Origin of the sequence: Hahella sp. HN01, from assembly GCF_018986435.1 — a bacterium.
Taxonomy (GTDB): Bacteria; Pseudomonadota; Gammaproteobacteria; order Pseudomonadales; family Oleiphilaceae; genus Hahella.
The window spans coordinates 29,671-39,381 of sequence record NZ_JAHMIN010000049.1 but is presented as its reverse complement, the minus strand read 5'-3'; the positions used below and the strand labels follow the sequence as shown (position 1 = coordinate 39,381).

The window sequence follows — 9,711 nt, the reverse complement described above, 5'->3', positions numbered from 1 at the left end:
CTGATAGCTATACCCCTGCTTGCGCAGTCGCACGGCCTGTTTTCTTTTTTCTTCCTGCGCTGCGGCAGGTAATGAGCGAGCGTCTTCTATAATCATATGGGTAGTGTATCATACCTATATCGATGCCAGGTTAATAGAAACACAAAGCGGTCGTTATGACCGCTTTAATTGAACGGCAAAATGATGAGGCGGATGCATGTACACCATTGGTCAGATGGCGCGTAAATTTGGCATATCACGCAGTACATTGCTGTATTACGACTCTATCGGGCTGCTGAGTCCCAGCGCACGGAGCGAGGCCAATTATCGGCTGTATTCCGAGGCGGATTTCAGCAGGATGGAGAAGATCGCGTTTTATCGCGAGGCGGGGTTGCCCCTGGAAAACATTACCGACGTGCTGGCGCAACCCCATGACGGCGTGCAGGCGATTCTTGAGCAGCGTCTACAGTCGATTAACCGGGAAATACAGCGCCTGCGCGCCCAGCAACAAGTCATCGCCACTATCCTGAAGACTGAGCGGGGGCGTAAGAAAAGCCGTATTATCGACAAGCAGGGCTGGGTGGCCATGCTGGCGGCGGTGGGGTTGGATGAAGCGGCCATGCGGCAATGGCATGTGGAGTTTGAATCCATGTCGCCGGAAGCGCATCAGGATTTTTTGGAATCCCTGGGCATACCGGCGGAAGAAATCGAAACGATTCGGCATTGGTCGCGCAATGGAGGATAAGTCCGACGTTGTTCGAAACTTAAAAGGAATCTGTAAGGAAGTTGCATGTACGAAGTGGTTGAGAAAGTCGCGGAAGTGGATGATTTCATGCGTTTACGTCAAATCTCTGGTTTGTCCTTAAGACCTCGGGACGCGGCGGTGAAAGGGTTGCCGCGCAGTTTGTTCGGCGTGTGCGTGATGCTGCGGGATACCTGCGTCGGCATGGGACGTGTAGTCGGCGACGGCGCGCTGAATTTTGAGATTGTCGACGTCGCGGTGGACCCGGCGCATCAAGGCAAAGGGCTTGGGCGTAAGGTTATGGAAAGCATCATGGCGTACTTGCAACGGGAAGCCCCGGACGGGGCTTATATCACGCTGATGGCGGATGTGCCGGAACTCTACACCCGCTTTGGTTTCAAGCTGACGCGTCCCGGCAGCGAAGGCATGTACATCGTTAAAGGGCGCTAACCTGCCCGCGTCAGATTATCTCAGGCCTCAGTTAGAGGCCTGTTTCGTATCCGGTTTTCTCTCCGCCATGTGCTTCAGATAGGCGATGAGGTCGTCGATTTCCTCGTCTTCCCAGATGTTGTCCTTCACCCATACCATTTTCATATCGGACCACTTGCGCACGGAGGTGGGGTCTTTGATGAACTGCTTGAGCGCGGTTTCATTGAAGTACTCCGTGGGGTTCATCGGCTGGTTCAGGTCCGGTCCCAGTTTCGCGGCGCCCTGGCCATTGATCTGATGGCAGTGCATGCAGCGCGCTTTGTACACCTGAAAGCCTTTGCGCGCGGGATCGTTGGCGGCGAGATGGCCGGAAGGAAGAAGCGCCGGAAAGATGCGCGCGAAGTCATCCTCCACGTCCAGCGAACTCAGCTGATAGGGCCAGAATTCAGGAGGAATGGCGGACTTCTCCGGATTGCTCCACACGAGGTAGAAAGGCCCGGCGCTTTGTTTGGACGTGTTAGCGCCCTTGGGTAGTGGCGGCCACTTCTTATCATCGGGTTCAATCGCCAGATAGGCGCGGGCGGCGTCAGGGTCGTCATTCAGCAGATACTTCTTCTCCAGCACGCCAGAATAGCCGTCGAGGCAGGTGAAAATGAGCACGGAGGCGTCGGTCAGGTCCATGTCCTGCAATAACATGGAGATGGGAACGGCGTTAATGGAGATGTTTTGGTCGGGATAATTGAGAAGGGGGATATTGAGCACTTGTCTGGCGGGATGGTTCAGTAACTGGCTTTTGCTCCAGTGCGCCTCCTTATCCCCGGCGCGGATGGTGAACCCCGCTTCGCTCCTGGCGTAACTCAGCGAATGCAGCGCGGCCAGCAATACGCCCAGAATTATCGGCAAAAATGATTTGTTCATACTTGATCCTATTATTTTTTAATTATGCTTCCTGAACTTGAGGTTGCGCGGCGGACACAGCAGGACCGACCCGAAGGCGCCGACGCAGAGCTAAAATTACTCGTTAACAGGCTGATAAACAAGATGAAACAGCCTGGGTAGGGGGAAGGCTTTGGCAGGCGATAATCTGGATATGCCAGGGCGTGAATTCGCAGTCTGGCTGCGAACAGGACGGGAGGATAAAGGCCGGCGCGGGGGCCGACCTGATGAGCGTCAGGCGTTAGCTACTTTCAGCAGGATTTCCCGGAACTTGCCATGCTCGCCGTTATTGAAGTTCTTGGCGTTATCCAGCAACCCATTGACCATTTTGTCGCTGGAGTGGAACAGATAACTCTGCTTGCCAATGTACTCCGCCGCGAAGGTCTTCAACGTATCCACGTACTTCACGCCACGGTCAAACTCATACTGAGAAATCACATAGCCGTTATCGCGGAACATATTCAGGAAGTGCATCTTGTCGCCGCAAATGCCGCTGTTCAGCGTGAAGGCGGCGATCAGGGCGGACTTGTCCACATAGCCTTCGAACCAATCCTTGAAGCGGATGGGGTTCTGGTGCACGCCGCGGGTTTTGCCCGAGCCGATGTAAACGTTCCAGTGCGAGCGCGCCTCTTTGCAGAAGTGGCGAATATGGGCGATTTCACGCAAACGCAAGATGAACAGGGTGACGGTTTCCAGACAGGTGAACACCAGATTCATCACCGCGCCGGTAATGCCGCCGATGATGAACGTGGAAGCGGAAAACGCGCCTTTGAGCGCATCGTAAAGACCCGCGCCCATGCCTTTGCACATCTGCATGCGCAGGGCGTCGCAAATCACCTGGGGATGGCCTTCCAGCACATTCACGCCACGTCCGCGCCACCAGGTAGTGACCGCTGTGACGGCGTGATCGGTGGTGTTCACCAGGCCTTTGAAAACGTCCATACTGCCTGCCACGTAAGGAGCGGCGGAGGAGGCGAACTTCACTACAATCGCCTTGATGACCGTTTTGATGGCGGTCATGGACAGCGACACCTTGTCTTTGAACTTGGACTTCAACGCATCCACCAGTTTGCGGCAATAGTCTTCAATCCAGTGCAGCGCTTTCATGAATACATTACGACTGGCGCCGGTTTCCGCCAGATAACCGGACCCTTCCACCGCTTCGATGATCTTTTGCCCCGGCAGCATCACGTAGCCCATGTTCACCCGTTTGCTGGTCAAACTCTGGGCTGCTGCTGTATGGCCGTGGGAAGTAAGGATTTCCGAGTGCATGCGCATGCCGGCGGAAGCAATGTTGATGGCTCCGGCGGCGAAGGCGCTGATCAGCGTGTCGTGCAAATGAGTGTGGGACCAGAGGTAGACGGCTCCCAACCGGGCGTGATCCAGATCGCGTTGATAAACCTTTTTGAGGTCGTTCAGCTCAGGGCCTTGTCCGGCCATCTTTTTACTGAGCTCTTCAATGGCGCCGTGTCGGTTGCGCACGCTATTACGCCATTCGCCGTTGGGACCCTTGCTCTTCTTCCACTCCTCCAGCTTCTGATTCAGATACCATCTTTCGGCGCCACCGCCGAACATCTCGTAGGATTTGATGTGGCTGTCCAGCTGTTTAAGGAGGCGACTGCGTGGCTTGCCCGTGGCTGCAGTCCGCTTCATCCATTCGTCGTACGAAATTAAATCGCTAGGCATTATTTAGTTCTCCTTATTTAATGCTGAATGCGCGATAACTCGCCCGCTGGGGAGGGGACCCCGATTGCAGGCGCTAATTTTCAAGACGCTCGAATCAACCGTACCTGACGCTCAAGACTGATCAATAAACTGCTGGACCGACTACACTTTGCGGCTGGGCGCGGTCCGGTATGACGAAGAACTCCCGCTCTGTTCGGCATGAGATTGGATTACCAGAGCGATGCGGACTCCCGCATACCGTCCGGCGGTTCAGTTCCTTGGTTGCGACAAACCACTGTGATCCAACACCGTTGGTTTTCCTAAGTATTTATTAAGGAAAAACATAGAGTTCAGTTATCTGTCGCGGGACTAATCCGTCGTTGTTTCGAAGGTAGCAAACTTGTTTTGGCTGGAGAACTAGGTATTTATACACCTGTTTCTTAAATCCGTTGAATATAGGCGGGTAAGAGGCTTATAAGTAATTGTTGCTTGGTCTTATGGGTTAGACCTTTAAAGGTTGTTTGACTCTTGTCGTACTCGTTAAATATACCTGACTAATTAACTTTTTATTTAATTAGATGTTTCTTATTTAAAAGTTTTATTTATGTTTAAGTTGCTGTTATTAAATTGATTTTGTATTTATATCTCTTTTTCGTGATGACTGAAAATGTTTGGCGTGGTCCATTCTTTGTCTGACCAGAAGTCTAAAGAAAGAATGAACAACTGGAAGTGAAAATAGACTTTCACGAAGGCGAGATCAGGAATGAATTAGTTATATATGTTTAATGTACAAATGTGATGTTTGTCACATTATGGCGGTGGGKTTYAAGTCTGTTTGGGGRGTGGTGATGAATGTTTCGTTTTCTCTAAAGGAAGTTGCGTTATTTAACCTCGAAAAGTAGCGGCGTCGCCAGGTGAACGTCTTTTCCGCCTGACCAGGCCGCTACTGTATTCTACGCCTGAGTGCGGCGCACTTTCCGCGGCGTCGCCGGTTTGACCTTGGGGCGATAGATATGGGCCTGCGCCGCGTCGTACAGATAAGACTCGTTGAAGTCGTCGCTGGCCAGCACTCGTCCCACCAGAATCAACGCGGTACGGGTGATTTTGGCGGCGCGCACTTGCTCCACGATATCCGCTAGCGTGCCCAGGATATGTTGCTGATCGGGCCAGCCCACCCGATAACATACTGCGACGGGACAGTCTGAGCCGTAATGCGGCGTCAGGTCCTCGACAATCTGATGCAGGCGGGTGACGCCCAGATGTATCGCCAGGGTTGCGCCATGTTGCGCCAGAGAGACGAGGTTCTCCTGCTCGGGCATGGGCGTCTTGCCGGCGTAGCGGGTCAGGATGACGGTCTGGGAGACTCCGGATAACGTCAGCTCTTTGCCCAGCATGGCGGCGGCGGCGCTGGTTGAGGTGACGCCGGGAATGACTTCAAAGGGAATCGCCAGCGCTTGCAGTCGACGTATTTGTTCGCCGATAGCGCCATAGATGGATGGATCGCCGGAATGAATCCGCGCCACATCCAGTCCGCGCGCATGGGCGTTGACGATCAGTTCCAGAATTTCATCCAGATTCAGGGGCGCGGTGTCTGTGATCTCCGCCGCAGCGTTCGCCTGCGCCAGGATTTCCTCCGGCACCAGCGAACCAGCGTAAAGAATGACCGGGCTGCGTTGGATGATGCGCTGTCCCTTGATGGTCAGCAGATCCGGGTCGCCGGGGCCGGCGCCGATAAAATACACGGTCATGGCGCGACGCTCTCTGGTTGGGTGAGCTTGCGGGCGTAGCCTCGCGGCGTATACACCCATTGCTTGTCTCCATTCTGAAAGCAGCGAGTGGCGCTGCTTCCCACCAGCACCAGGGTCAGCATGTCCACTTGCTCCACATCCAGCTCCGCCAGCGTGCAGACGCTGACGCGCTCGTCCTGACGGGTCAGGTTGCGGCCCAGTATTACCGGCGTGTCGGCGGGACGTCGCTGTAACAATAGTTCCTTGGCGCGAGCCAACTGCCAGCGGCGTTTGCGGGAGACCGGGTTGTAGAAGGCGATGACGAAATCCGCCGCCGCGACGGCGCGAATACGGGTCTCGATAGTCTCCCAGGGCGTCAGCAAATCAGACAGGGACACCGCGCAAAAGTCATGGCCCAGCGCGGCGCCCATGCTGGCGGCGGCGGCCTGCATGGCGCTGACGCCGGGCATGACCTGAATGTCGACCTGACGCCAGTCATGATCGTCCGCGCCTGTTTCGGCGCCGCTGAGCTGGCGCTCCAGCAGCTCGAACACCAGGGTCGCCATGGCGAAAATGCCGATGTCTCCGCTGGAAATCAACGCCGTGGGCTTGCCGGCGGCGGCCAGATTCAGGGCCAGCCGGGCGCGCTCGATTTCCTCGCCCAGGGGCAGGTCGTGCAAGGTCTTGTCCTGGGTGCGCTCACCCAGCAGCTCCAGATACAGGCCATAAGCCACCAGATCGCTGCTGGCGGCGATGGCCTGCTCCACCTGGGGCGTGATCATCAGTTCCGAACCTGGGCCGGAGCCCAGTACGTAAAGTCGTTTCATTCTTCTGTCTTCCGCGATAAATAGCTGCGGGCGACGGCGCAGGTAGCGCGTCGGTTTTTGTGTTTGGGCAGCGCCAGTTCCGCTGGCGCGCCGCTCAGTCGGGCGGCGGAGGCGAGGGCGGCGGCTTCCGCCACCCCGTAAACGCCGGTTTCCCTGAATACGATGTCGGACTTCTGCGTCAACTGTCCCTCGAACGCGGATAAGTGCGCCGGACTCCAGGTCTGATACGTCCAGTTGCGGCGGCGGGCGAGTTCGATCAGTCCCACTTCATCCGCTTTGATATCGATGGAGGCGAGGGTGTGAATCTGCGATGAGATCAGTCCCATCTGGGCGAGACATTGATCCGCCAAATCTTCCAGCGCCTCCAGCGGACAATGCCGCTCACACCCCATGCCAAGCGCATACACCGGCTCCAGATAGGGCTGTGCAGTGGTCAGCGCGAGTTGGGCGTTGAGGCGTTCCGCGATCTGGCGTCCCCATTCATTGGCTCCGCCTTCATGGCCGGAAAGCAGTGGAATGACGAAACGTCCGTTTTCATCCAGCACCAGCACAGGCGGGTCCTGATACTTGTCCTGCAATACCGGCGCGAGGGTGCGCACGGCAATGCCGGCGGCGCAGATAAAGATCAGCGGCTCGCCCTGCTGAAACAGGCTCTGCGCCGTTTCCTGAAAGGGTTTGGGCTTGTAATGCAGCGCCATTGGCGTTGGCGACAAGACCTGCAATCGCTCCGCCAGAGCGCGTCCCGCCGGGGTCAGGGCGATAATCGCCGTCATTGCGCCCCCTTGCGGCGACACACCAGAAACATGGAGAAATAAGGGCCGGGCTCGTCATCCAGCGTGGTCACGTCGCGCACGACGCGCTGCTGGGTCTGGGTGAGGTGCTCAAGATACACCGCGTCCCGGGTGCGGCCGGTGGCGGCGATCAGTTCCAGTACCCGACTGCGTTTGCGTCCGCCCTTGAGGATCGCCAGATTATCGAAGCGGGACAGGGCGTCGAGAAGCTGCGCATCCGGACAGCGGGCGCTGATCACCGCCAGGTTCTCGTGCTGCAACGCCAGGGGCAGCAAGGTGGCGGAGGCGGCGGCCTGGGGCGAGCTGATCCCGGGAATGGAAACGCAGGGATAATGCGATGCGAGACGCGCCAACAGATAGGCGAAGGAACCGTAAAACAGTGGGTCGCCTTCGCACAGAAACGCCACATCCAGACCCTGATCCAGCAAGCGGGCGATGCTGGCGGCGGCTTCATCATAAGCCTGTTCCGCCTGCCGCCGGTCGCTGCACATTTCGATGCGAATCGGCAGTTGCGTTTGCGCCTCAGTGCGCAGATGTGGCGATGCGATTTGCTTGGCCAGGGAATGGTCGTCGCTGTTGACGATGTATGCGAGCGCATCCGCCTGCTGCAGACGGCGTACGGCTTTCAGCGTCAGCAGCTCCGGGTCGCCGGGGCCGACGCCGACGCCGAAAAACACGCCGGTGGAAATGGGAGTCGTCATGAAGAAAATGTCCGTTTGCTGAACTTGACTAACGTGACCGGCAATTGCGGTCGCATCAATAATTGTCCCGCCAGGGGCTCCCCCCGGCTGACGGCGATTTGCGTCCATTCGGCGTCGCCGTCCTGCAGGCGCGTTTGAAACTGCAACAGACGGCTTTTGCTATCCTCAGTGACCGCGCTGACCACCAGGCGTCCGCCAGGGGGAAGCTGTTCCCAGCAGTGACGCAGCAGCGTATCCATCTCGCCATCGCTGCCGCCGATGAACACGACATTGGGGCGAGGCAGGTCCGCCAGGGCGTCCGGCGCCCGTCCCGCCACAACGTGCAGGTTACGCATGACGCCAAAGTGTTCGCGGTTGCGCTGCAACTGGCGCAAGCGCTCTTCGTGGCGCTCGATGGCGTAAACCTGTCCCCGCGGGTTCCAGCGCGCCCACTCCACCGCCACGCCGCCGCAACCGGCGCCGACGTCCCAGCCGATATCATCGGCGCAAGGCTGTAGCAAAGACAGGATGCACAGACGCACTTCACGCTTGCTGAGCATGCCTTTGCCGGGCTCGCCGTCAGTATGGAAATCCTGGTCCGCCATACCGGGAAATTCAGGCAGGACGCCGCCCGGACCAGCGGTCTGCAGCAGCGTCACATGCAGGGCGTGGACGTCCGGTGGTGAAGCGAGCAGTTCCGCAACGGAAAACTCGCGAATGCGTTGCTCGGGATAACCCAGTTGCTCGCACACCCACAACGTCGAATTCTGCATCCCCCATGCCTGCAAGGCCTGGGCGATCGCCTGAGGATGACTGTGCTGGTCCGTCAGCAGCGCATAGCGGCGGCGATTGCGCAGCTGAGCGCGCAGACTGGCGAACGGACGTCCGTGCAGGCTGATCACCTGCATGTCATGCTCATCCAGCCCGACTTCATGACAGGCGGCCTGAACGCTGGAAATCTGCGGGTAGAAACGCAGCTGCGATGGTGGCAGATTGCGGTTGAGCCAGTTGCCGACACCGAAAAACAGCGCGTCGCCGGACGCCAGCAGGGCGATCTCCTGTTCGCTATCGCTGCTTAGCAACTCCAGCAGTCCGCTGAAGGGAGAAGGCAGCGGCGCAGTGCGGCCTTGGGACGGATAGCTCGCCACGGTTTGCAACTGTCGTTCAGAGCCAATGATCAGGTCGGCGCGACGCAAGGCTTCCTGCGCCGCTGCGCCCAGCAGGGCGCGTTCGCCGACTCCCAGGCTGATGACATGCACCAAAGGGCGATGCAAGGCGAACTGACTCATCAGAAGTAAATTCCCCGGCTGATGCGCAATAACGCGTTGAAGGCGGAGGCGGTGAGGGCGCTGCCGCCCTGTCGTCCCAGTAAGGCGATCGCTTGCAAACCAAGTTCGTCGCAATGACGCCAGAGCGCGTCCTTCGATTCCGCCGCGCCCACGAATCCTACCGGCATGCCGATGACCAGCGCCGGTTTGGGAGCGCCGTCGCGCACCATTTCCAGTAAACGGAACAAGGCGGTGGGCGCGTTGCCGATCAGCACGACGCTATCCGCCAGCAGAGGACGCCACAATTCCAGCGCCGCCATGCAGCGGGTTTCGCCGCGAGCCTTGGCCAAATCCGGCGTTTCCGGCGCATTCAAAAAGCAGTGAGCGGGCGTCTCCAGCATGCGTTTGGTGAGACCGTGGCGCACCATTTCCACATCGCACAGCACCGGCGCGCCAACGCGAATAGCGGAGAGTCCCGCCTCCACGGCGCCGGGAGTGAAGCGCAACTGCGCCATGATCTGCGGATCGCCGCAACTGTGGATCAGGCGCATCGCCACCTGAGCCTCGTCCTGAGTCAGTGAGGTCAGGTCGGTCAGCTCACGAATCTGGCGGAAACTTTCCCGTTCAATGGCCAGGGGATCTTTTTCGTAGTCGAAGTGCATAGCCC

At 57.9% G+C, this 9,711-nt stretch carries 10 protein-coding genes; 2 read left to right on the top strand and 8 right to left on the bottom strand.

Annotated features, from left to right (window positions below; all coding sequences use genetic code 11):
• Nucleotides 1–196: 196 nt before the first annotated feature.
• On the top strand, nucleotides 197–724 hold the full coding sequence (locus tag KP814_RS29255; protein ID WP_216740088.1) for a MerR family transcriptional regulator: 528 nt from the start codon (nucleotides 197–199) through the stop codon (nucleotides 722–724).
• A 45-nt stretch (nucleotides 725–769) separates the two neighbouring features.
• Nucleotides 770–1,171, top strand: coding sequence for a GNAT family N-acetyltransferase (locus KP814_RS29250; RefSeq protein ID WP_216740087.1), 402 nt, complete (start codon nucleotides 770–772; stop codon nucleotides 1,169–1,171).
• Between the two features lie 27 nt (nucleotides 1,172–1,198).
• Here KP814_RS29250 and KP814_RS29245 read toward each other — a convergent pair whose 3' ends face one another.
• The 8 genes from KP814_RS29245 to KP814_RS29210 all read right to left on the bottom strand — a co-directional run bounded on the left by KP814_RS29245 (nucleotide 1,199) and on the right by KP814_RS29210 (nucleotide 9,706).
• Nucleotides 1,199–2,068 (bottom strand): cytochrome c, encoded by an 870-nt coding sequence (locus tag KP814_RS29245; RefSeq protein ID WP_216740086.1) that lies wholly within the window; start codon nucleotides 2,066–2,068, stop codon nucleotides 1,199–1,201.
• Nucleotides 2,069–2,320: 252 nt separating this feature from the next.
• Nucleotides 2,321–3,772: a hypothetical protein gene (locus tag KP814_RS29240; RefSeq protein WP_216740085.1), complete on the bottom strand. Its 1,452-nt coding sequence runs from the start codon at nucleotides 3,770–3,772 to the stop codon at nucleotides 2,321–2,323.
• Between the two features lie 932 nt (nucleotides 3,773–4,704).
• Entirely contained in the window at nucleotides 4,705–5,499 is a 795-nt protein-coding gene (gene cobM / locus KP814_RS29235) for a precorrin-4 C(11)-methyltransferase (protein WP_216740092.1), read from the bottom strand.
• Nucleotides 5,496–6,305 (bottom strand): precorrin-3B C(17)-methyltransferase, encoded by an 810-nt coding sequence (gene cobJ / locus KP814_RS29230; protein ID WP_216740084.1) that lies wholly within the window; start codon nucleotides 6,303–6,305, stop codon nucleotides 5,496–5,498. The genes cobM and cobJ overlap by 4 nt, the downstream gene beginning before the upstream one ends.
• Nucleotides 6,302–7,078 (bottom strand): cobalamin biosynthesis protein, encoded by a 777-nt coding sequence (locus tag KP814_RS29225; RefSeq protein WP_216740083.1) that lies wholly within the window; start codon nucleotides 7,076–7,078, stop codon nucleotides 6,302–6,304. The genes cobJ and KP814_RS29225 overlap by 4 nt, the downstream gene beginning before the upstream one ends.
• The gene (cobI, locus tag KP814_RS29220; RefSeq protein WP_216740082.1) at nucleotides 7,075–7,797 is read right to left on the bottom strand and encodes a precorrin-2 C(20)-methyltransferase; all 723 of its coding nucleotides are present in this window, start codon (nucleotides 7,795–7,797) and stop codon (nucleotides 7,075–7,077) included. The genes KP814_RS29225 and cobI overlap by 4 nt, the downstream gene beginning before the upstream one ends.
• Complete coding sequence (gene cbiE, locus KP814_RS29215) at nucleotides 7,794–9,065, bottom strand: precorrin-6y C5,15-methyltransferase (decarboxylating) subunit CbiE (RefSeq protein ID WP_253938716.1); 1,272 nt, start codon at nucleotides 9,063–9,065, stop codon at nucleotides 7,794–7,796. The genes cobI and cbiE overlap by 4 nt, the downstream gene beginning before the upstream one ends.
• On the bottom strand, nucleotides 9,065–9,706 hold the full coding sequence (locus KP814_RS29210) for a precorrin-8X methylmutase (RefSeq protein WP_216740081.1): 642 nt from the start codon (nucleotides 9,704–9,706) through the stop codon (nucleotides 9,065–9,067). Before KP814_RS29210 ends, cbiE begins: the two co-directional genes overlap by 1 nt.
• Between the last annotated feature and the right edge of the window lie 5 nt (nucleotides 9,707–9,711).